The organism is Archangium violaceum (genome assembly GCF_016887565.1).
GTDB lineage: Bacteria > Myxococcota > Myxococcia > Myxococcales > Myxococcaceae > Archangium > Archangium violaceum_B.
On the sequence record NZ_CP069396.1, the window covers coordinates 3,663,110 to 3,683,972 of the forward strand.

General features: G+C 71.2%; 19 protein-coding genes. 9 read left to right on the forward strand and 10 right to left on the reverse strand.

Annotated features, from left to right (window positions below):
- The first annotated feature begins 5 nt into the window (after positions 1-5).
- Entirely contained in the window at positions 6-476 is a 471-nt protein-coding gene (locus JRI60_RS15205; protein WP_204226580.1) for a GNAT family N-acetyltransferase, read from the forward strand.
- On the opposite strand, the gene JRI60_RS15210 is transcribed toward JRI60_RS15205, so the two are convergent.
- The 6 genes from JRI60_RS15210 to JRI60_RS15235 form a co-directional block, all read right to left on the reverse strand.
- Positions 466-1,296: a polysaccharide deacetylase family protein gene (locus tag JRI60_RS15210; protein ID WP_204226581.1), complete on the reverse strand. Its 831-nt coding sequence runs from the start codon at positions 1,294-1,296 to the stop codon at positions 466-468. The two genes, JRI60_RS15205 and JRI60_RS15210, sit on opposite strands and share 11 nt — an antisense overlap.
- Positions 1,297-1,533: 237 nt before the next feature.
- Positions 1,534-2,733, reverse strand: a complete 1,200-nt coding sequence (locus tag JRI60_RS15215; RefSeq protein ID WP_204226582.1) for an FIST signal transduction protein — start codon at positions 2,731-2,733, stop codon at positions 1,534-1,536.
- 2 nt (positions 2,734-2,735) lie between these two features.
- A complete protein-coding gene (locus tag JRI60_RS15220; RefSeq protein ID WP_204226583.1) occupies positions 2,736-2,954 on the reverse strand; it encodes a hypothetical protein in 219 nt (72 codons plus the stop codon).
- 44 nt (positions 2,955-2,998) lie between these two features.
- Positions 2,999-4,165 carry an iron-containing alcohol dehydrogenase gene (locus tag JRI60_RS15225; protein WP_204226584.1) on the reverse strand — a complete coding sequence of 389 codons (1,167 nt, stop codon included), beginning with the start codon at positions 4,163-4,165 and terminating at the stop codon, positions 2,999-3,001.
- 1 nt (position 4,166) lies between these two features.
- Positions 4,167-4,484 carry an antibiotic biosynthesis monooxygenase gene (locus tag JRI60_RS15230; protein ID WP_204226585.1) on the reverse strand — a complete coding sequence of 106 codons (318 nt, stop codon included), beginning with the start codon at positions 4,482-4,484 and terminating at the stop codon, positions 4,167-4,169.
- 12 nt (positions 4,485-4,496) lie between these two features.
- Positions 4,497-5,075 carry a YkgJ family cysteine cluster protein gene (locus JRI60_RS15235; RefSeq protein WP_204226586.1) on the reverse strand — a complete coding sequence of 193 codons (579 nt, stop codon included), beginning with the start codon at positions 5,073-5,075 and terminating at the stop codon, positions 4,497-4,499.
- 143 nt (positions 5,076-5,218) lie between these two features.
- Between JRI60_RS15235 and JRI60_RS15240 the strand changes: the two genes are divergently transcribed.
- A complete protein-coding gene (locus JRI60_RS15240; RefSeq protein ID WP_204226587.1) occupies positions 5,219-6,445 on the forward strand; it encodes a metallophosphoesterase in 1,227 nt (408 codons plus the stop codon).
- Between the two features lie 8 nt (positions 6,446-6,453).
- Here the strand turns inward: JRI60_RS15240 and JRI60_RS15245 are convergent, their stop codons facing one another.
- The 4 genes from JRI60_RS15245 to JRI60_RS15260 all read right to left on the reverse strand — a co-directional run bounded on the left by JRI60_RS15245 (position 6,454) and on the right by JRI60_RS15260 (position 12,501).
- A complete protein-coding gene (locus tag JRI60_RS15245; RefSeq protein ID WP_204226588.1) occupies positions 6,454-8,379 on the reverse strand; it encodes a biosynthetic peptidoglycan transglycosylase in 1,926 nt (641 codons plus the stop codon).
- Positions 8,380-8,433: 54 nt separating this feature from the next.
- On the reverse strand, positions 8,434-10,731 hold the full coding sequence (locus tag JRI60_RS15250; RefSeq protein WP_204226589.1) for a DUF1592 domain-containing protein: 2,298 nt from the start codon (positions 10,729-10,731) through the stop codon (positions 8,434-8,436).
- Between the two features lie 49 nt (positions 10,732-10,780).
- Complete coding sequence (locus JRI60_RS15255) at positions 10,781-12,073, reverse strand: DUF1552 domain-containing protein (protein ID WP_204226590.1); 1,293 nt, start codon at positions 12,071-12,073, stop codon at positions 10,781-10,783.
- 224 nt (positions 12,074-12,297) lie between these two features.
- Positions 12,298-12,501 carry a hypothetical protein gene (locus tag JRI60_RS15260; protein ID WP_204226591.1) on the reverse strand — a complete coding sequence of 68 codons (204 nt, stop codon included), beginning with the start codon at positions 12,499-12,501 and terminating at the stop codon, positions 12,298-12,300.
- Positions 12,502-12,637: 136 nt separating this feature from the next.
- Between JRI60_RS15260 and JRI60_RS15265 the strand changes: the two genes are divergently transcribed.
- The 7 genes from JRI60_RS15265 to JRI60_RS15295 are packed head-to-tail and all read left to right on the forward strand — an operon-like array spanning position 12,638 to position 20,860.
- Positions 12,638-13,114 carry a chemotaxis protein CheW gene (locus JRI60_RS15265; protein WP_204226592.1) on the forward strand — a complete coding sequence of 159 codons (477 nt, stop codon included), beginning with the start codon at positions 12,638-12,640 and terminating at the stop codon, positions 13,112-13,114.
- On the forward strand, positions 13,111-14,487 hold the full coding sequence (locus JRI60_RS15270; RefSeq protein ID WP_204226593.1) for a CheR family methyltransferase: 1,377 nt from the start codon (positions 13,111-13,113) through the stop codon (positions 14,485-14,487). The genes JRI60_RS15265 and JRI60_RS15270 overlap by 4 nt, the downstream gene beginning before the upstream one ends.
- The gene (locus tag JRI60_RS15275) at positions 14,484-15,023 is read left to right on the forward strand and encodes a chemotaxis protein CheW (protein ID WP_204226594.1); all 540 of its coding nucleotides are present in this window, start codon (positions 14,484-14,486) and stop codon (positions 15,021-15,023) included. The genes JRI60_RS15270 and JRI60_RS15275 overlap by 4 nt, the downstream gene beginning before the upstream one ends.
- Positions 15,024-15,028: 5 nt before the next feature.
- Complete coding sequence (locus JRI60_RS15280; protein WP_204226595.1) at positions 15,029-16,504, forward strand: CHASE3 domain-containing protein; 1,476 nt, start codon at positions 15,029-15,031, stop codon at positions 16,502-16,504.
- Entirely contained in the window at positions 16,501-18,612 is a 2,112-nt protein-coding gene (locus JRI60_RS15285; protein ID WP_204226596.1) for a hybrid sensor histidine kinase/response regulator, read from the forward strand. Before JRI60_RS15280 ends, JRI60_RS15285 begins: the two co-directional genes overlap by 4 nt.
- Entirely contained in the window at positions 18,609-19,679 is a 1,071-nt protein-coding gene (gene cheB, locus JRI60_RS15290) for a chemotaxis-specific protein-glutamate methyltransferase CheB (protein ID WP_204226597.1), read from the forward strand. The genes JRI60_RS15285 and cheB overlap by 4 nt, the downstream gene beginning before the upstream one ends.
- Positions 19,676-20,860 (forward strand): response regulator, encoded by a 1,185-nt coding sequence (locus JRI60_RS15295; RefSeq protein ID WP_204226598.1) that lies wholly within the window; start codon positions 19,676-19,678, stop codon positions 20,858-20,860. Before cheB ends, JRI60_RS15295 begins: the two co-directional genes overlap by 4 nt.
- The last annotated feature ends 3 nt before the right edge of the window (positions 20,861-20,863 follow it).

The following is a 20,863-nucleotide window of genomic DNA, read 5'->3' on the forward strand; positions in this document are numbered from 1 at the left end:
ACCGAATGCCCGCAGTCATCCGTCCCGCCACCCCGGAGGATCTCCCGGCGCTGGCCGCCGCGCTGGCGCCACTCCCGCTCTTCAAGGCCTATGGTCTGGACGCCACCGCCCTGGCGGGCCGCTTCCGCGGCGCGCTCGAGCGGGGCGAGGGTCTGCTCATGGCCTCCGACGAGAGCGGCCCGGTGGGCGTGTGCTGGTTCCTCACCCGGGGCACCTTCGGCATCGGCGCCTACCTGCGGACGCTCGCCATCCGGGAGGATCGCCATGGCTCGGGCCTCGGCGCCCAGCTGCTCGCGGCCTACGAGGCCGGGTGTGGAGAGCCGCCCGGCGGCTACTTCCTGCTCACCTCCGACTTCAACGAGGGCGCGCAGCGCTTCTACCAGCGGCACGGGTACCAGCAGGTGGGCCAGCTCCCGGGCTTCGCCGCCCCGGGCGTCAGCGAGCTCATCTTCTGGAAGCCCCGCGTCAGGGGATGACTTCCGCCACCACGGGACGAGGCTCCGGCTCGTCCGAGGGCTTGCACGTGGGCCAGGCCGTGTCCTCGAGCAGCGTCTCCACCGTGACGAGCTCGAAGCCGCGCTTGCGCAGTCCCTTGATGACGTCCGGCAGCGCCTCGGCGGTGGGGAAGCGCTTGTGGTTCATGTGCATCACCACGATGCCTCCGGGGCTCGCCTTCTTCACCACCCAGTCCACCAGCCGCTTCGGGCTGATGGTCACGTCCGGATCTCCCGAGGGCAGGTCGAAGTTGAGCGTGACGAGCGACGCCTGGGACGCGAGCCAGGCGACGCGCCTGTCCACCTCGCCGAAGGGCGGGCGGAAGTACCTGGGGATGCGGCCCGTCAGGTCATACACGACGCGCTGCGTGCGCTGCAGCTCCTCCACCACCTCCTGGTCATCCTTCACCTGGGGCATGTGAGGGTGCGAGAAGGTGTGGTTGCCGAATTCGAAGCCCGGGTACTGCGCGAGCTCCTGGAGGCGCTTCGGGTTGGCCAGGGCCCAGCCGCCGCCGATGAAGAGGGTGGCCGGGGTGCTGGTCTCCAGCAGGGTGCGGATGACGCGCTCGTCGTACTCGTTGCGGCGTGTGGTGCAGGCGTCGAAGGTGAGGGCGATCCGCATCCGGTGGCGGTCACCGTTCGTCACGATGGGCGCCGTCAGGCACGCCGGAGGTCCTTCGGGCGCGGGCGCCTGCGCCACCTCCTGGGCCGTGTCGGGCTCCTCGGGTGGAATCCATCCGCAGGCGCTCGGCGCGAGCGCCACCAGCGCCAGGAAGAACTGCACGGGAGACCGACGAGCCATGGATGCGGGGCCGCTCCTGTCGTCCGCCCGAAGGCGGAGCCAACGGCGCAGGTATAGCGCGGATGGCTCGGGTCTTGTTGAGTGTGCAACGAGCAGTGCACCCGTGTGACGGGCCGTGTGGTAACGGCGGCGGAGATTTACGGACTCCTCGAATTCGGATGCCTCCACGGCACCCGCGGGGAGTCTTGACGCGCGAGGCGAAGCGCGTCCTTCCGGTGGCCCCGGCCCCGTCCGTGCTCAGGGACGCGCGTCGGCGAACAGCGTGAGGCTGAGGGAGAGATCCTGGTGCACGTTGCCCAGGCCCGGGATGTGGCCCTGTTCGCCGAAGGTGCACAGACCCAGCAGGGGAACGCCGGGCAGCAGCCGCGAGAACGTCCGCAGGCCCTCGTCGATGCGAGGCCCCAGCGCGCCCGCGCACCCGGCGCAGAAGATGAGCGCCGCGCCCTTCACGTCCCGCGCCGTCAGGTCGCCCTGCGCCAGCGCCATGTCGATGAGGTGGGCCACGTCACCCACCAGCCCCTCGGCGGTGCCGCTCATCAGACACACCTCGTCGTTGGGCTCGATGCGGGCGAAGATGTCCACCGTTCCCTGGTCCGCGTGGACATGGGCCGGGTGCACCGTCACGTAGTGGTCCCGGGAGTCCAGGCCCCGGCGCACGGCGATGGGCCGCAGCGCCGTCTGCGCCAGGATGTTGCCCCCCGAGCGCACCTGGTCGTCGATGGAGCCCTCCATCCAGCGCCCCAGCACCTGCGCGGCCGGCTCGCCATCCAGCGTCAGCAGGGTCCGGCCTTCCGTCCCCGTGGCCCGGGCGTGCACCCCGGTGGGGCTGTAGGGCGTGGACAGCGCCGTTCCGATCCGCACCTCGCCGAAGAGGCCCAGCAGGGACACCCCCGAGGGAACCGCCCCCTTCTGGGTGAAGACGCTCCACTGTCCGGCGATGGCATGGTCCGCGGCGCTGCCGCCCTGGCACGGCACGTCCGGGCAGACGCTCGCGATGCCCTCCAGCATCGCCTCTTCCACTCCGGGCGAGGCGTTGAAGAGGATCATCCGCGGCATCTTCCCGCCCGACTGGCGCACAAGCTCCCGCGCCGCGGCTTCTCCGGCCCGGCGCCCGTCCGCCTCCGTGGAGTAGGCCACGAAGGCCGTCCCCGGTGCACCTCCCACCAGCATCACCGCCACCGCGCCGAGACCCTCGTTGCGCACGCCCGCCGGGGTGAGCACGCCCAGCGACGTGGTCACCCCGTGCAGGGGAACACCCTCCAATGCCTCCCGGAAGGCGGCGTGCACCCGCGCGGCGTCGTAGTCCACCGTCGAGGTGATGTAGGCCGCCTGGGCGGGTGCTCCTCCGAGCTGTGCTCGTGCCTGTTTCACCGCGGACTGGACGGCTTGCTTCACATCCGCCGCGTCTCCGACTCCGACTCCAATCGAGACCGTCATGTTCATGCCTCCGAGAGAATCTTCTGGAGCTCCTTCAGCTCCTGGATCGTCAACAGTTGAGGCAGCGCCTGCTCCAGACGCCGCAGGGCATCGGGCGGATCCGGATCATTCGGACCGAAGCTGCGAACATTCACGCCGCTCATCATGATGAGGCGCGCGACACCGAAGCCGAGCTTGTGCTTTTCGACGAAGGTGGTGATGCGGCTGATCCTGTTGGCCATCGGATTCTCTTTCCTCGTTCGCCGGAAGCGCACCGCGAGGGCACTCACCGTGAGCGGACGACAATCTCCGTGAGCTCCTCATCCGTGAGGGGCAGGGGGTTGGCCTTCATGCTGCTGGCCGCCTTCGCCCGGGTCACGAGCATGGGGACGTCCGCCTCCGTCAGACCGTAGCGCCCCAGTCCTGGAACGCGCAGCGCCTGGCACAGCTCCCTCACCCAGGAGATGCCGTCCTCGGCCCGAGCCTCCGCTCGCCCGGTGAGCAGGACGGCCACTTCCTGGAAGCGCGGCAGCGCGGGGTGCGCGGGAGCACGGGCCCTCAGCGCGCGCAGGTTGACCTCCAGCACGGCCGGGAGCAGCGCCGCGCACACCGCGCCATGGGGTGCCTCGAACATGCCTCCCACCGGGGCCGCGAAGCCGTGCACCGCGCCCAGGCCCGAGTTGGCCAGGCACAGGCCCCCGAAGAGGCTCGCCAGCGCGAGGTCCTCCCGCGTCGCCGGGTCCGTGTCCTCCAACACCGCGCGTCGCAGCGAGCGGGCCGAGCGGACCATGCCCTCGCGGGCGAGCGCGTCGGAGAGCGGGTTGGCCCGCGCCGAGAGGAAGGGCTCGATGAGCTGGGAGAGCGCGTCCAGCCCGCTGGCGGCGAGCACCCCGGAGGGCGCACCCGCGAGCAGGTCCGGATCCACGATGGCCAGCCGGGGCAGCATGAGCGGGCTGCGCAGGCTCGCCTTCACCTGGGCGTCCTTCACCCCCAGCACCGCGTTGCGTGTCACCTCGGAGCCGGTGCCCGCGGTGGTGGGAATGGCGACGAGGGGCAGCGAGGGCTTCGTCAGCGGCAGGCCCCGGCCCACGACCTCCAGGTAGTCGAGCGGGTCTCCTCCGTTGGCGGCCAGCGCGGCGATGGCCTTGCCCGCGTCCAGCGCGCTGCCTCCGCCGAACGCCACCACCGCGTCACACCTCTCGGAGACCGCGGTGGCCGTTCCGTCCCGCGCCAGCTCCACGGTGGGCTCACCCTCCACCGCGAAGGTGACGCTGGAGAGTCCGAGCTGGTCGAGCCCCTGGCGCAGGGGTCCAGCGCGCGTGGGGTCCCTGCCCGTGACCAGCAGCACCCGGGTTCCGCCCAGGGCCTTCACCTCCCGGGGCACCTCCGCCAGCCGGCCCGCCCCGAAGAGGATGCGCGTGGCGGTGGCGAACTCGAAGCCGCTCAGGCCCATGTCACCACTCCCCGTCCTCGGGGAAGCGGTTGACGTACTTCCGGGACGTGCGCGGCTCGGCCATCATGGGCGCCACGGTGTCGCGCCAGGTCAGATAGTGGGCCGTCTCCTTGTGCGCGGCCGGCGCCTGGGGCGTCTTGTAGACCTCGACGAGCACGAACCGTGTCGGGTCCTCGGTGTCCTGGATGACATCGAAGCGGGCGATGCCCGGCTCCTTCACGCTCGCACGCGCATTGGCCAGGGTGGCTTCACGGAAGGCGTCCACGGATTCCGGCTTGACGTGGACGTGGACGTGGACGACCAGCAGGCTGTTGGACATGCGCCGAGGATACTAGAGAGGCTCCCCTCCGAGGGGGTTCTCCGTCAGCAGCGTGTCGAGCCGGATACGCTCGCCCCGTGGGGTACCCCGTGCGTCCGCATGGGCCGCGTCCAATACTCCCAGCATCGTGGACAGGGTTGTCTGATCGAGCACACAGTCCGGGGACACCTCGGGCAGCCCGGCTCCCCCGTCGAAGTTCTTCTCGCACGCGGAGACGGCCGCCGCGCCCCCCGGTTCCCGGTGGCGGATGGGCACCCCGTGCGAGCGGCACACCAGGGGCCGCCAGGCGTAGATGGCGCAGCGTCCATCCGCCTCGAGCGCCGGACAGGCCCCCGGCGGCGCCTGCTCCGCCCGAGACGCCAGCCGGGCGCGCTCCTCCTGGGGCAGGGAGGCGAGGCCCTCGCGGATGACGCTGGCCTCGAGCGCGGTGACGGACAGCCGCACCTGACAGCAGGCGGTGCAGCCCGCTCCGCACCGCATGGCGCCGCCGTAGCGTGACTGCACGCGGTGGAAGAAGGTGTCCACCTTGGTGACCAGCTCCTGGTACCGCTCGCGGATGGCCCGGGCCGCCGCGCTGTCCTGCTCGCTCATGGTGTCCCACCGTCGCACACGTGTTGCACCCGGGCCAAGGAAGCGCGGGGCCAGAGGGCTCGCCCTCGCGTGACGGCCCGCTCGGTGGGCGGGCCTGCGTTCGACCGGCATCCGGACTGCGGCTCTGTTATGCACGGACACGCATGGGGAGACTCTTCTTCACCGCTCTCATCAATCTGGGTGCCTACTTCGTCCTGCGCCGGCTGTGGCCGAGTCTCCGTGAGGGGTGGCGCCGTCAGGTGTTCCTCGGGCTGGCCGGGCTGTCGCTCCTGGCCTTCGCCCTTCCGCTGGTGCTCGGGTTCGGCGAGCACGGCGTGCTGCCGGTGGTGGGCATGCCGCTGAAGCTCTTCAGCTCGGGCTGGGTCATCGCGGTGGGGTTGGTGATGCTCCTGGGGTGGCCGCTCGCGCTCCTGCTCCGGCGGCGTGAGTCGGCCCCCGCGAGCGCGGCTCCCGTGGTCCAGATGACCGAGGGAGGGGCGGTCCTCGTGGCGGCGCCCGACGTCGACATGGAGCGGCGGAGCCTGCTCGTGGGCGCGGGGCGTGCGTTGCCGCTGTTGGCCGCGGCGACGAGCTCGGCGGGCCTGGTGGCCGGCTCCTCCGGCTTCGTGCTCCGCGAGCTGGATGTGCGGCTGCGCGGCCTGCCCCCGGCGCTGGACGGCTTCCGGATCGGGCAGATCACCGACGTTCACATCGGCACGTTCATCGACACCCAGTACCTGCGCGCCACGGTGGAGGCGATGAACCAGGCGTGGGTGGATCTCCAGGTGATGACGGGAGATCTGATCGATGATCTCTCGCAGCTGGACGAGACGATGGCCGCGCTCGAGACGTGCCAGGCGCGGCACGGGATGCTCGCCATCCTCGGCAACCACGAGCACTGGCGGGGCCTGCCCGCCGTCCTCGAGGCGTACGCGGCGAGCGCGCGCCGGGGAAGCCCGGTCCGCCTCCTGGTGGATGAGGCCCACGTGCTCGAGCATGCCGGGCACCGGGTGCGGGTGGTGGGCGTGGACTACCCCATCGGGCCGCGCCGCAGCGTGGGCGCGAAGGCGGAGCGCATGAAGCGCTCGGCGGAGGTCGCCTTCCGGGGCATGTCTCCGGACGAGCTGGTGCTCTGCCTGTCGCACCACCCGGACTTCTTCCCGCTCGCGGTGGAGCGGGGCGCGCGGCTCACGCTCTCCGGCCACACGCATGGCGGGCAGGTGGCGCTGCTGGGCATGCCGCTGTTCCGGTTCGCCTTCGACTACATGCTGGGGCGCTACCGGCGCGGGGACGGGCAGCTCTACGTGTCGGGAGGCACGGGGCACTGGCTGCCGTTCCGGATCGGCGTGCCGGCCGAGGTGACCATCGTCACGCTGCGCGCGGAGGCCTGAGCGCCTCGTCAGTCGCTCGTGGGCACGGTGCGGATGGGCGTCTCGTCGTCGGGGGGCGGCTGCGCTCCGCGCTGGCAGGCGAAGGCGAGCGGCGCGGCGAGTGCCTCCTGATACTCCGCTTCGGAGATGTCGCCTCCCTCGTACATGTCCGTGAGGAGATCGCTCACGACCTTCATCCAGGTGTCGGAGAGCGCTCCCCGGGAGCAGTAGCCGTGGTAGCGCACCGGGTTGGGGATGATGGTGGCGAGGAAGGCCGCCTCGCGGATGCTCAGCTCGCGTGCGTTCTTGTCGAAGTAGTGCCGCGCCGCCTCGCCAATGCCGTAGACGTCGGGGCCCCACTCGATGAGGTTGAGGTACACCTCGAGCAGCCGCTCCTTCGGCACCGAGGCCTCCAGCCCCAGCGTGAGGAGCGCTTCCTTCACCTTGCGCGCGTACGTCCTCTCCCGTGACAGGAAGAGGTTCTTCGCCAGCTGCTGGGTGAGCGTGGAGCCCCCGCGCAGCTTGTCGTCCTCGGGCGCCAGCACGATGTTCCGCAGCGACTCGAAGTCGAAGCCGTGGTGGATCCAGAAGGCCGCGTCCTCGCTGCGCAGCACCGCGCGCACCAGCGGGCGCGGGAGCTCCGCCAGGGGCACGTAGGCGGGATTGGCCGGGCCGATGCGCAGCTCCCGTCCGCGCCCCTCGGCCGTCAACGGATGGTAGGCGAAGGACTCGCGCACCCAGGCCAGGGGCCCCGTCCTGGCCGCGCGCTTCAGCTCCGGCGGCAGCTCCAGCTTCGCCTGCACCGCCCAGTCGCGGCGCCGGTACACCGGACCGGAGAGCGCCAGCGAGGCCTGGAACTGGCCCTCCAGCCGCGCCAGCTCGACGTCGGGAACCAGGGAGGGGGGCAGCGCCGCCAGCGCCTGGGCGAAGGAGAGCGGTTGCAGCTCCGCCCGCAGCCAGAAGCGGGGCTCTCCCACCCAGGTGGCCTCGCCATGCACCTCGACGCTCGCCTCGCGGCGCTCCCCCATCGTCAGCCGCAGGGACTCGAGCACCACGTCGCGGCCCTTCACGTTCCAGCGCACGCGGCCCTGGGCGGAGAAGGCGAGGGGACCCACCGGCTCGGCGGCGAGCTGGGGGCTGGACACGGTGAGGCCCGTCATCGCCCCGGAGAAGGTGAGGCTGGAGGCATCCCCCTGGAGCTCACCCTCCAGCGTGCCCCCTTGCGCGCTCAGGGGAAGCTCGGCGAGCGACAGCAGCGGGCCCGCGGGCACTCCCCGTACCCGGAGCGTCCCCGAGGGGCCCGACTCCGCGCGCAGGACGCTCAACGCCGCGCTCCCTCCGCCGGGCAGCTCGGCCGTGGCCTCCAGCCGAGGCTCCTCCTTCGTGCCTTCCACCCGCACCCGGGCCTCGAGCGGACCCCACTCCTTGCGTCCCTGGTGCTCGATGGCCAGGTGCACGTCCTTCAGCACCACCTGGGGCAGCTCACGGGACGTGCCCGTGTCCGTGTCCGAGGACGCGGCGGGACGCCGAGCCTTCCGGGCCTCGCGCACCCGTTCCACGAAGGCCCTCAGCTCCTGCCCCTCGGGACCGGCCTCGACCGCCACACCCGCGAGCTCCACCCGGCTCGCCTCGACGTGGCCCCGGAGCAGGGCCATCCGCCGGAGGCGGACGGTGACGCGCGAGACGCGCACCACGGGAGGACCCTCGGGCCGCGTCCCCGGAATCTCCACCGGTCCCAGCGACACCGTGCCCGTCCACCCGACGTGGAACTCGTCACCGATGTGCACCGGGCCCAGCCGGGATTCCAGGGCGGGTTTCACCCGGGCGAGCACCCGGGCACGTGCGTCCTCGCCCTGCAACCATGCATACCCAGCGACCCCGCCACCGGCGAGCAGGAGCGCGAGCAGCGGGAGGACGAGGAGCCCTTTCTTGGAGGAACGGCGCGAGGAGGACATGGGGCTCGCGCCTCCCTATCGGCAGGAGGCGCGAGGTTCAAGCGTGGTGAGCGGTCAGCGGGTCGCGCAGTATCCGAAACTGGTGCTGGCGCCCGCGCCCAGCTGCCCGTTCCAGTCCTGGCCCACGAAGGTGGTCTGGTTTCCGGAGGGCGTGGCCGTGGCGTTCCACACGTGCGTGAGGTTGCCTCCCACGCTCATCGTGGCCCGCCAGGTGATCGTGTCCGAACCGGGGTTGGTCACCTTGACGTTGGTGCAGTAGCCGCTCCCCCAGTCATCCATGGGGACCATGGTCACCTTCACGTTGCCAGAGGCCGCCGGGTCGGTCGTGCCACCACCGCCGCCGCCATTGCCCGGGGTGCCGCCACCTCCCGGCTTCGTCCCCGGCTCCGCCAGGCGCTCGGTGAAGCGCGGCAGCTGCGTCAGCGAGACGAGCAGCTCCGGAATGCTCTGCCCCCCCTCGCGGAAGCGCTCGGTGAGCTGACGGGCCACGCAGGACTCGTCATCCCCAGAGCTGCCGTAGGCGAAGCGCAGCCACTGCATCGAGAAGCAGGACTGCACGTCCGCGCTGGCGCCCAGCTTCTGTTGCAGCTCCTCCACGCCGTTGAAGGTGCCGTCGGTGTCGGGCGTGGGCGCGGACCACACCGCGCCCGTCGCATCCACCGGGGTCTGCCCGTCCGGCAGCTTCGGCTGGTAGCGGCCGACACTGTCGAACTGTTCGAAGCCGAAGCCGATGGGGTCCATCAGCTTGTGGCACGAGGCACAGGCCGCGTTGGTCGAGTGCTCCTGGAAGCGCTGGCGGTTGGTCGACTCGGGGTCCACCGGGGACAGCTGCACGTTGAGGCCCGGGGGAGGCGGCGGGAGCGGCTGGCACAGCATGCGCTCACGCACCAGCTTTCCGCGCAGCACGGGCGAGGACGTCTGCGGCGTGGCATGGCTGGCCAGGATGCTCCCATGGGTGAGGATGCCCTTGCGGCCCGTGCCGGACAGGTCCCACATGCGCAGGCCGGTGGCGGTGGTCGCCGAGGAGCTCACCTGTCCCGACAGGCCGTAGAAGGACACCAGCGTGTCCGTGGCGAACGTGTAGTCGGCCGTGAAGAGCTCGGGCAGCCGACCGGAGCCCCTGCGGACGACATGGTCGAAGAGCTCCGTCGTCTCGGTCTTCATCGCCGTGCGGATGTCGGAGGTGAAGCTCTCGAAGGCCACGGCGTCCTTCTGCGCCTGGTCGAGCTTGCCCAGGTCCAGCCACTGGCTCACGAAGTGGTCGAGCATGAGGCGGCTCCGGGGCGACGCCAGCATGCGGCGCGCCTCGGCGGAGATCTGCTCCGGCGTGTGCAGGGTCCCCGCGCGCGCCTTGGCCAGCAGCGTCTCGTCCGGCATCGAGCCCCAATAGAGGTACGACAGCTCCGAGGCCACCTCGTAGTCCGTCAGCACGTACCGCCCGCTGCTGGTGTACTGCCCCAGCTCCGAGCGGTAGAGGAAGTGGGGGGACTGGAGCATGGCGGCGATGACGGCCTCGATGCCCTCGGTGTAGCCGTCCTCCGATGCCACGCTCGTGTAGAGCGACTGGTAGCGGCTGCGCTCCCCGTCCGTCAGCGGGCGGCGGAAGGCGCGCTCGCCGAACTTCTGGATGAACTGCTGCGCGCACGTCTCTCCCGGCTCGCAGGTGACGTGCTGGGCCAGGTTGGCCACGGCCGCCTCGGCGGCCTGCTCGGAGGTGCTGAGCAGCTTGTCCGTCAGCAGCGTGCCCACCGCGCGCGCGTCCGAGTTGTTGTCGAAGCCGTGCACGACTTCTTCCGCGGGCAGGGACTCTCCCCACTGGGAGTCCAGGTAGAGCAGGTCGCGCAGGGTGTTGTCGTACTCGAAGCGGGTGAGCATGCGCAGCCGGCGCCGGGCCGCGGGATCGATGGCGCCCGGGGTGCACGCCACCACGGCGGTGGCCTCGCAGGCCCCGGCGACACCGTTGATGCGGTCCGCGAAGGCCTGGAGGTCCGTGTAGCGGTTGGTGCCCTGGGCCACGAGCGTGCCGCCGCCGTGGCCCTTCGGGTGAGTGCCCGAGGGCTTCATCACCAGCAGGGGCGCGCCCGCGCTCGTGTCACGCGCCAGCCCCCGCACCGTCATGAAGTTGGCCTCCACCGCGCCCTCCTCGTTGGGGGGCAGCAGCACCAGGCGCGTCCCGGCCGCCAGTCCGTCGGACTTGTGGCAGGCGATGCACTGCGTGGACAGCACCGGCTCCCAGAGCTTGGTGCGGAAGAACTCCAGGTCGTCGGGGCAGCCGTCCTGCTTGGTGCAGGCGGAGAGGGAAGCGGAGAGAAGAAGAGCGCCAAGGGCAGAGAGGTGCCGGGACGTGAGCACGGGGCCTGCCTCCTCATCGTGAAGGTGGACGGTCAGGTGGGGGGCGGGGTCAGACGAGCCCGGAGAGCGGGCCACTGGCCTTGGTGACGTCGCCGAAGGTGTCGATGGTGACACCCAGGGCATGGCAGACCGAGGTGAGCAGCTTCTGGTGCGGTGCTCCGCTGAAACGCAGGTAGCGCCCGAAGCGGAAGTAGCTGTTGGAGCCCCCGGCCAGGACGAAGGGCACGGAGCGGCAGGTGTGCAGACGGCTGTCGCCGAGCTCCTTGGCCCAGAGCACCAGGGTGGAGTCGAGCAGGGTGCCGCCCGTCTCCAGGTCCGGGTGGGCCTGGAGGGCGTCGAGCAGATAGGCGAACTGCTCGGCGAACCAGCGCTCGCACTTGACGAAGTTCGCCACCCCCGAGGTGTTGGAGTCGTCCTTGTGGGACAGCTCGTGGTGGGCCTCGCCCATCCCCATCCAGTTGAACACCTGGGGGGCGATGGTGTGGGCCCACTGGAGGGAGGCCACGCGCGTCATGCCGCAGCCCAGCGCGCTCACCATCAAATCGATCTGGGCCTTGCCCACCGCGGGGAAGTTCCCGTTGGCCATGGCGTCGATGGGGGCCGGAGCGGTGGCCGAGGGGCACCCGGGCAGCGCCACGGGCTCGGTCAGCCCGCGCTCCGTCTGGCGCAGCGCCTCGAGGTGTTGATCGAGCTTCTGCTTCTCCTGCGCGCCCACGCGCTGGGACAGGTCGTTCATCTCACCGCGCACCAGGTCCAGGATGCTCTTGCGGCGGCGCAGCAGCTTGTCGGTGGTGGTCGTGTTACCGCCGAGCGCGCCGAAGAGGCGCTGGAAGGCGTTGCGCGGACTGTCCTCGGGCGAGGCGAAGACGCCGGGGGCCGAGTACGACATGCGCGTGGAGCGCGCCGCACCCCAGGCGCTCGTCTGCACGCCGAACTCCAGGGACTGGAAGCGCGAGCCCTGGCCGATCTTGCTCGCGACGTACTGGTCGACGGAGAGACCTCCGGAGGGACTGCCCGCCGTGCCGCCGCCGGTGAGCATGTTGGACATGCCCGCCTCGTGGTTGTCCACCTCCACGAAGTCGATGCCCTCGCAGATGAGCAGCTTGGACTGGTGGCGCGCGAGCGGCTCCAGGATGCTGCCCGCGGGGAAGGAGAACTCCGTCTCCGTTCCGCTGGGGCGCCAGTGGTTGTGCACCGTCCCATTGGGCGAGAAGAAGACGATGAGCCGCTTTGCCTGCTGAGCCGCGGCACGGGCTTCTCCGCTGAGTAGCCCCAACAGCGGGCTGGCCAGGAGCGAGGCTCCCAGGCCCGCGGTGAACTGTCTTCGCCCGATCCGAATCATGCGCGTCCGCTCCCGTTGCCGTGGTTTCGACTCGGCGGCCTGCTCGTGGGCAGGTCCTGGTGGCAATGACTGTCAGTTACGTCAAGGTGAGACACTGCGTGTAATAACTCCACGCGGCCAGGATGAAGACTCACGCCACCCGGCATCGACCACAACTCAAAACATTTCTGGGTCCGAGGTAGGTGGACGTGATTCCTTGTCCACCCAGACCTACTGTGCAATTCTCAATTATCCGGATGGCGCTGGAAATGTCGAGGCTTCTTACGAGGAGGATCGACGGATTTCACGCGAATGTCTTTCATCGTTTCGCTGTGGGTGAGGCGATTCGCACGCGATTGCGGATTTCCGTCTGGATTCAAAGTGGGGCCGCGGGCCGCCGTGCTGTGGTGACGTAATCTTTGAGAGTCTTCAGCGTTTTCGATGCGCATGTGCCGGGGAGTGCGTGCGGGTATGGCGTCCGGTGCCCCCCACCATGCAGGCGGCCATCGCACACCGTCTTCCCCTCGCCTTGGCATACGTTGAAGGTGCATGATTGGCGTGGAAGTTGAACCCGAAGGGGGAGTCATGCCCAGGCAGGGGTCTCGCTGCTTCCTCGTGGTGAGGGCGCAGGAGTGGATGTGCGCGCTGCCACTGGAGGAAGTGGAGGAGACGATGAGGCCGCTGCCGGTCGCCCCGGTGTCGGCCGCTCCCGTCTTCGTGCGTGGCGTGTGCCTGGTGCGTGGCACCCCGGCGCCCGTGGTGAGCCTGGCGACGCTGCTGGGAGGCCAGGCCCAGTCCGGCCCCGGCCGGCGCTTCGTCTCGCTGCGCGTGCCCGAGGGGCGCCTGGCGCTCGAGGTGGATGAGGTGCGCGGCCTGCGCTGGGTGGAGGAGGGCGCGCTGGACTCGGTGCCCCCGCTGCTGCGCGCCACCGCCAGTGGCCACCTGCGGCACCTGAGCTCGTTCGACGGGCGCCTGATGGCGGTGCTCGGCGCGGCCCACCTGCTGCCGGAGGAGCTCTGGGAGCGCCTGGAGCGGCCCTCCTCGGGTGAGGGGGGCGCGTGATCGACCGCTTCGTCGCGCTCGTGCAGCAGCGCCTGGGGTTGGTCATCGACAAGGGCCAGTGGGGCGAGCTGGAGCCCCTGCTGGCGGAGCGCGCCGCCGGTGCCGTGGAGCGTTACCTGGAGCGGCTGGCCTCCTCCTCCTCCCAGGAGGAGTGGAAGGCCCTCGCCGAGCGGCTCACCGTGGGGGAGACGTACTTCCTGCGCCACCTCACCCAGCTCGAGACGCTGGTGGACGAGGTGCTGCCCTCCTTCCTGCGTCAGTCCTCCAACATCCGCGTGCTGTGCGCCGGCTGCTCCAGCGGGGAAGAGCCCTACTCCGTGGCCCTCCTGGCCCGTGAGCGCGGGCGGGTGGACGCCTCCCGGCTCCGCATCCTCGGCATCGACGTCAACCCTCGCGCCATCGCCCTGGCCCGCCGCGCCTGCTACTCCTCCTGGTCCCTGCGCGCCGTGCCCGTCGCCCTGCGCGATCAATGGTTCAAGCGGACCCCCGAGGGCTTCGCCCTCCGGCCCCAGGTGCGCGATCAGGTCATCTTCGAGGAGCGCAACCTGTTGGAGGACGCCCCCGCCTTCTGGGCACCGGGCTCCTTCCACGCCATCCTCTGCCGCAACGTCGTCCTCTACTTTCCTCCCGAGGTGACGCGAAGGATCATCGCCCGCATGGCCCAGGCGCTCGTGCCGGGCGGCTTCCTCTTCCTCGGACCCAGCGAGACGCTGCGGGGTATATCGGAGGAGTTCGAGCTGCTGCGCCGGGGGGACGCCTTCTACTACCGCCGGTTGCCGACATCGCCCACCGCGATGACCTCGCGGCCCCCTCCGCTGCTTCCACCGCCCCCCTCCGTCGCGGCCCTCCCGAGGAGCACGAGCACCCCCCCGCCGGTGGACGGGTTGGAGGCGGTGCTGCGGCTGCTCGAGGCCGAGCGCTACACCGAGGCCTGGGCGCGGCTGGAGGCGCTCCCCCAGGAGGAGCAACCCAGGGCGCTGCTGCTGCGGGCGGTGCTGCACCTGCACGCGGGGCGCCTGGAGGCGGCCGAGCACCTGGGCCGGCAGCTCACCTCGGCGGGCGCCACCGAGGCCCCGGCCCAGTACCTGCTGGGGCTGTGCCTGGAGCAGAGCGGAAACGAGGTGGGAGCCAGGTCCCGTTACACCGCGGCGGTGCGCGCGGATCCCACCTTCGCCCTGGGGTACCTCCGCGCGGGTACACTGGCGCGCCGGGCTGGTGACCTGGCCGACGCCCGGGTGGGCCTGCGCATGGCCCTCTCTCTGCTGCCCCAGGAGAAGCCGTTGTATCTGTCACTCTTCGGCGGAGGTTTCGGCCGCCACGGGCTGATGCAGGTGGGTCTGCAAGAGCTCCATGCCTGTACGGAGGTCCCATGAGTCTCCCCAGAACCCGCACGGCCCAGCGGCTGGACGAGCTGCGCGAGAGCTTCGACTCCTCCTTCTCCCGGCCTCCCGCTCCGCAGAGGGATCCCGGCGAGGCGTTGCTGCGGCTGCGCGTGGGAGGTGCCCCCCTGGGCGTGCGCCTGGGGCAGCTCTCGGGCCTGCATCTCATGCCCCGCCTGGTGCGCCTGCCGGGCAGTCCGGGCTCGCTGCTGGGGCTGGTGGGGCTGAGAGGCCAGCTCATCGCCGTGCACGACCTGGCGGCGCAGCTGGGCCTTTCGTCTGGAGAGCCTCCCCGGTGGTTGCTGCTGGCCGGTGGCACCCGGCGCGTGGGCCTGGCGGCGGCTGGCTTCGAGGGCCAGCTGCGCGCCACCGGTGAGCAGATGCGCTCGGGCGGGGGCTCCTCCTCCGCTCACCCCTTGCTGAGCACCAGCGTCCTGTTGCCGGACGCCCCGCCGTTGCCGGTGCTCGATGTCGATGCCCTCGTGAGAAAGCTGCTGGAGGAGGCCTCCGCCCCCCAGCAGGGGAGATGATGAAGATGTTCTCGAATCGGACGTTGAAACAGCAGTTCACCGCCGTGGTCATCGTGGTCTCGGCGTTGATCGTGCTCTTCGTCATCATGTCCCTGAAGAGCATCCGGGACTTCACGGACGCCGCCACCTCCGTGGGGCGCACCCATCAGATCATCACCGGGCTCGAGCGGGCCCTCTCCAGCGTCAAGGACGCGGAGACGGGTCATCGCGGCTACGTCCTCACCGGGGATGAGGCCTTCCTCGCGCCCTATAACGATGCGCAGGCCAGCATCGACAAGGAGCTGTCGCTCCTGAGGGAGCTCGTCTCCGACAGCCCCGAGCAGGTCCGGCGCCTGGAGGTGCTGCGGCCCGCCATCTCCCGGAAGCTGGCCAGTCTGAAGGCCAGCATCGAGCTGCGCCGCACCAAGGGCTTCGATGCCGTCCAGACCAGCCTCGTCATGGGCGAGGGCAGGGAGATGATGGACGCCATCCGGAGCATGGTGGCCGAGATGCGCCTGTCGGAGGAGAAGCTGCTCCAGGAGCGCGATGCGCAGATGGACGCGGACAGGCTCTCGTTCATGCGGGTGTTCTTCTGGGGCGGCGTGGTGGCGCTGGTGGTGGTCATCGGGGCCGCCACCCTCGTCGGCATGGGCCTTCAGAAGAAGATCGGCTCGGCCATCTCGGGGGTGCAGGGCTCCTCGGCCGAGCTCCAGTCGGCGGCCTCGCAGCAGGCCACGGGCGCGCGCGAGCAGGCCTCGGCCACGACGGAGATCTCCACCACCGTCAAGGAGCTGCTGTCCACCTCGCGGCAGATCGCCGGCAGCGCGCAGCAGGTGGCCCGCGTGGCGGACGAGACGGCGGGAGCCGCCCGCACCGGCAACGAGACGGTGCAGCACGCCCAGGAGGCCATCGACACGGTGCGCCGCCAGGTGGACGCCATCGTCAACCACATGCTGGAGCTGGGCAAGCGCTCGCAGGAGATCGGCGGCATCGTGGACATCATCAACGAGCTGGCCGAGCAGACGAACATCCTCGCCATCAACGCCACCATCGAGAGCGCCGGGGCGGGTGAGCACGGCAAGCGCTTCGCGGTGGTGGCGGAAGAAATCCGCAAGCTGGCGGACCGCGTGGGCGGCGCCACCAAGGACATCCGCGTCCTCATCGAGGAGATCCGCGCGGCCTCCAACACCACCATCATGGCCACCGAGGACGGCTCCAAGGCGGTGCAGAGCAGCGCGAAGCAGTTCAGTGACGTGGCGGGCAGCTTCCGCCGCATCGCCGAGCTGGTGCGCGCCAACCTGGATGTGGCGCGGGAGATCGAGCTGAGCACCCAGCAGCAGACGACGGCGGTGGAGCAGGTGAACACCGCCATCCTCGAGGTGGCGCAGACGGCGCGTCAGGCCGAGTCCAGCTCCACGCAGACGTTGCAGACGGCCACCCGGCTCATCCAGCTCTCCCAGCAGCTCAACGCCATCATCGACGATTCGCGCGCCAACGCATGAGCCTGGACAGCGATCCCTACCGCTACTTCCGCATCGAGGCCCGGGAGCTGATCGAACAGCTCACGCAGGGCCTGCTCTCGCTGGACGATGGCGAGGGCGGTGCGCAGGCCGTGCCGGAGCTCTTCCGCTACGCGCATACCCTGAAGGGGGCGGCGCGAGTGGTGGGGCAGGTGCGCATGGCGGAGATGGCGCACGCCGTGGAGGACGCGCTGTCCTCCTATCGCGAGGCTGGCCAGTCCCTGCCCGCCGACAGCATCCGCGAGTTCCTGCGCCTGGTGGGGCAGATGGCGGAGCAGCTGGATACGCTGGACGCCCCGCCGCCGCCCCCCGAGGAGGCTCCGTCCGAGGAGGGGGCTCCGGCGCTGGCGCTCCCCGAGGCGCCGACGTCCGAGGTGGTGCGCGTGGAGCTGGCGCGGCTGGACACGCTCCTGGAGGGCCTGTCCGAGGCGGTGGTGCAGCTCGGTGGCCTGCGCGGGGCGGTGGAGTCGCTCGGGCAGGCGCAGTACGGAGCGGGCAGCCTCATCGAACAGCTCTCCGCGCCCGTGGCCTCCAACGGCTCGCCCGCGGAGCGTGCCCGGTGGTTGTCGCGCGTGCTGTCCACGGCCGAGGGCCTGCGCTCCGTGCTGGTGAAGGCGGGGCGGCAGCTCGGCGGTGGGCTGGGGCAGGTGGAGTCGGAGCTGGCGCGCCTGCGGGATGGGGCGCACACCCTGCGGCTCGTCCCGGCGCAGACGCTCTTCGGTCCGCTGGAGCTGGCCGCTCGTGACGCCGCCGCCTCCCTGGGCCGTCAGGTGGAGATGCACGCCGAGGGCGGGGACATCCAGCTCGACGGACACGTGCTGGCGGCGGTGCGCCAGGCCCTGTTGCACGTGGTGCGCAACGCGGTGGACCACGGGGTGGAGCCTCCCGAGGAGCGGCGGGCGCTGGGCAAGTCCCCCACGGGCCGCTTCTCCTTGAAGGTGCAGCGGCGCGGCGGGCGCGTCCTCTTCCGGTGCGAGGACGACGGGCGCGGCGTGGACCTGGGCCGGGTGCGCCAGGTGGCCGTGGAGCGAGGGCTCGTCTCCGCTTCCGAGGTGGACACCCTGGACGAGCAGGGGCTGTTCGGGCTGCTCTTCCAGCCGGGGTTCAGCACGGCCCGCGCCATCACCGAGGTGTCCGGCCGGGGCGTGGGGCTGGACGTGGTGCGCGACATGGTGCTCCGGCTCAAGGGCGAGGTGCACATGACCTCGCGGCCGGGGCTGGGCAGCTGCATCACGCTGGAGGTCCCCCTCACACTGGCCTCGTTGGAGATGCTGGGAGTGGAGGCCGGCGGGCAGCGCCTGCTGGTGCCGCTGGAGGCGCTGAGCGGCGCCATCCACCTGCCCGCCGAGGCCGTCTCCTGGACGGGGGCGCGCGCCTGCATCTCCCACGAGGGAGAGGCGCTGCCCTTCCTCCCGCTGGTGGACGCGCTGGGCGGCACGAGCGGCGCGCAGCGGCCACGCACCTGGTCCGTCCTGGTGCTCGACGCGGGCACGGCGGGCCGGGCCGCGGTGGGCGTGGAGAAGCTGCTGGGCATCTCCCGCCGGGTGAGCCGGCCGCTGCCCGCCACCGTGCCCAACCTGCCCCTGGTGGCCGGGGCCAGCTTCGACGAGCAGGGTCTCCCCCTGCTGCTGCTGGACGCGGCCGGCCTGGTGCGCCGGGTGCAGGCGGGCTCCTCTGGCGGGGTTCCCCAGGTGAAGCCCTCGCGGCGGCACCTCATCCTCGTGGTGGATGACTCCGTCACCACCCGCATGCTGGAGAAGAGCATCCTCGAGGCCGCGGGCTACCAGGTGGAGCTGGCCGCCTCGGGCGAGGAGGGCTACGAGAAGGCGCGGCGGGGTGGCCACTCGTTGGCCATCGTCGACGTGGAGATGCCGGGGATCAGCGGGTTGGAGCTCACCCGGCGCATCCGCGCCACTCCCTCCCTGCAGGCGCTGCCCGTGCTCATGGTGTCCTCGCTGGCCACCGATGAGGACAAGCGGCGCGGCCGGGAGGCGGGTGTGTCGGCCTACATCGTCAAGGGTGAGTTCCAGCAGCACGGCTTCCTGGACACGGTGGCCCGCCTGACGGCCTCCGGGCGGAGGCCCGAATGAGCCGCCTGCGGGTCCTCATCGTCGACGACTCCCTGACGGTGCGCCGCCGGCTGGCGGATGCCTTCGCGTTCGATCCGTCGTGGGAGGTGGTGGGGGAGGCCTCCGACGGTCAGCAGGCCTTCGAGCAGTGCCAGCGCCTGCGCCCGGACGTGGTGACGATGGACCTGGTCATGCCGAAGGTGGACGGGCTCCGGGCCACCGAGCTCATCATGGCCCACTGTCCCACACCCATCGTCGTTCTCTCGGCGACCGAGAATCGCACCGAGGGGCTGCGGACGTTGGACGCGCTGGCCGCCGGCGCGGTGGACGCGGTGGACAAGCCCTCGGGCACCCTGGACTCGCGGTGGATGGAGACGCTGGTGTCGCGGGTGCGGGTGGCGGCGCGCGTGCGCGTCATCACCCACGTCCGGGCCCGGTTGCGCACGGAGGAGTCCCGTTCCCATGCGCCGTCGCCGCGCGTGCAGCCCCCCGTGGTACCGCCCCGGTTGCTGGTGATGGGGGCCTCCACCGGAGGGCCGGCGGCCGTGCGCCACATCCTCTGCTCGCTGCCTCCGGGCTTCCCCCTGCCGGTGCTGTTGGTGCTGCACATCACCGAGCACTTCGACACCGCCATGGCCGAGTGGTTGGAGGCGCAGAGCGGCCTGCCGGTGCGAAGCGCCGTGGACGGGGAGCCGCTGCCGATGCCGGGCCGCGTGGTGGTGCGGATGGCACCGGGCAACCGGCACCTCGTGGTAAGGGGAGGGAGGCTGCGGCTGGTGGACGGGCCGGAGCGCCACTCGTGCCGTCCCTCGGTGGACGAGCTCTTCGAGTCCGTGGCCCGCGAGCTGGGGGCGGCCTCCATCGGCTGCCTGTTGACGGGAATGGGACGGGACGGGGCCGAGGGATTGTCGGCGATGCGACGCGCGGGGGCCGCCACGGTGGTGGAGGATGAATCCACCTGCGTGGTATTCGGAATGCCCCGAGAGGCCATCCGGTTGGGGGCCGCGCAGCACGTGGTGGGATTGACGGAGATTCCCTCCCTGCTGGCGGCGCTCTCTCGCGGTGGGGCCAGGGAAGGATTGTCATGAAGGCACGTGTGCTCATCGTGGACGACAGCGCGACGGTCCGGGCGGACCTGCGCGGGGTGCTGAGCACCGCCGGCTTTGGCACCACGTTGTGCGAGAGCCTCGCGGTCGCCCGCAAGGCGCTGAGCGAGAGTGAGTTCGACCTGCTCATCCTGGACATGCTGCTGCCGGATGGTGACGGCGTGGAGCTGCTGGAGGAACTGCGCCGGGTGCCTCGCACGGCGCACCTGCCGGTGCTGATGCTGTCCACCGAGGCGGCGGTCATCCAGCGGCTCAAGGGCCTGTCCCATGGAGCCAACGACTACGTGGGCAAGCCGTACGACTCGGCGTACGTGGTGCGGCGCGCCCACGAGCTGACGCAGCTGCCGGATTCGGATGGCACGCCCCGGCTGGTGTCGGCCGGGCGGCGGCGCCGGGTGCTGGTGGTGGACGGCCGCATCGACTTCCGCCACCGCGCCGCGGATGCGCTGCGCAAGGACGGCCACGACGTCATCATCGCCGAGTCCGGCGAGGACGCCCTGCGGCTGCTGGAGGCGCAGCCGGTGGATTGCATCCTGTTGGACCTGGAGATGCCGGGGCTGGAGGGACCGGAATGGGTGCGCGCCGTGAGGGCCCTGCCCGGGACGGCGCACGTGGCCGTGGTGGGGCTGACGGCCGGCTTCGACGCGAAGCTCATCTCCGAGGCCCTGGCGGTGAAGGTGGATGCCTTCTGCTCCAAGACGGAGGACATCGAGGTGCTGCGCGCCCAGGTGCGCACGGAGCTGCGGCGCCGGGCGGAGTCCGAGCAGTCCACGGCGCCGGCCGCGCCCGTGGCGCACGCTCCGGCCCACCACCCGGTCGCTCCCGTCGTCCCGGTGGCGCCCGTGCCCAACGCCTCGGCCCCGCATGCGCCGTCCGTCGGGGGGGCCCATGGCTCGCTCTTCGACGCCCTGGTGGCGCGCTGTGGCCTGTCGCCCGTCATCGCCCCGTCCACCATGACGCGCGCCTGCCGCAAGGCCGGCGTGGAGCCGCAGATGCTCACCCCCGTGACGCTGGCGAAGGCGCTGCCGAGCATCCGCGACATGCTGCACATCTTCCTCGATGCCCAGGAAGCGGAGCGTCGCATCCAGGCCATCCAGGCGCTGGCCCACGCGGAGCCCCCCGGCGCGTCCTCGCCGGAGAGCAAGAAGTCCCGCGGCCACTGAGGC

Bases quoted from the DNA above. Each gene is read 5' to 3' on its own strand.
- JRI60_RS15245 (WP_204226588.1), bottom strand. From the start codon at position 8,379: ATGTCCTCCTCGCGCCGTTCCTCCAAGAAAGGGCTCCTCGTCCTCCCG.
- JRI60_RS15285 (WP_204226596.1), top strand. From the start codon at position 16,501: ATGAGCCTGGACAGCGATCCCTACCGCTACTTCCGCATCGAGGCCCGG.
- JRI60_RS15210 (WP_204226581.1), bottom strand. From the start codon at position 1,296: ATGGCTCGTCGGTCTCCCGTGCAGTTCTTCCTGGCGCTGGTGGCGCTC.
- JRI60_RS15225 (WP_204226584.1), bottom strand. From the start codon at position 4,165: ATGGGCCTGAGCGGCTTCGAGTTCGCCACCGCCACGCGCATCCTCTTC.
- cheB (WP_204226597.1), top strand. From the start codon at position 18,609: ATGAGCCGCCTGCGGGTCCTCATCGTCGACGACTCCCTGACGGTGCGC.
- JRI60_RS15280 (WP_204226595.1), top strand. From the start codon at position 15,029: ATGTTCTCGAATCGGACGTTGAAACAGCAGTTCACCGCCGTGGTCATC.
- JRI60_RS15215 (WP_204226582.1), bottom strand. From the start codon at position 2,733: ATGACGGTCTCGATTGGAGTCGGAGTCGGAGACGCGGCGGATGTGAAG.
- JRI60_RS15255 (WP_204226590.1), bottom strand. From the start codon at position 12,073: ATGATTCGGATCGGGCGAAGACAGTTCACCGCGGGCCTGGGAGCCTCG.
- JRI60_RS15230 (WP_204226585.1), bottom strand. From the start codon at position 4,484: ATGTCCAACAGCCTGCTGGTCGTCCACGTCCACGTCCACGTCAAGCCG.
- JRI60_RS15265 (WP_204226592.1), top strand. From the start codon at position 12,638: ATGCCCAGGCAGGGGTCTCGCTGCTTCCTCGTGGTGAGGGCGCAGGAG.
- JRI60_RS15240 (WP_204226587.1), top strand. From the start codon at position 5,219: ATGGGGAGACTCTTCTTCACCGCTCTCATCAATCTGGGTGCCTACTTC.
- JRI60_RS15220 (WP_204226583.1), bottom strand. From the start codon at position 2,954: ATGGCCAACAGGATCAGCCGCATCACCACCTTCGTCGAAAAGCACAAG.
- JRI60_RS15295 (WP_204226598.1), top strand. From the start codon at position 19,676: ATGAAGGCACGTGTGCTCATCGTGGACGACAGCGCGACGGTCCGGGCG.
- JRI60_RS15235 (WP_204226586.1), bottom strand. From the start codon at position 5,075: ATGAGCGAGCAGGACAGCGCGGCGGCCCGGGCCATCCGCGAGCGGTAC.
- JRI60_RS15260 (WP_204226591.1), bottom strand. From the start codon at position 12,501: ATGCGCATCGAAAACGCTGAAGACTCTCAAAGATTACGTCACCACAGC.
- JRI60_RS15275 (WP_204226594.1), top strand. From the start codon at position 14,484: ATGAGTCTCCCCAGAACCCGCACGGCCCAGCGGCTGGACGAGCTGCGC.
- JRI60_RS15205 (WP_204226580.1), top strand. From the start codon at position 6: ATGCCCGCAGTCATCCGTCCCGCCACCCCGGAGGATCTCCCGGCGCTG.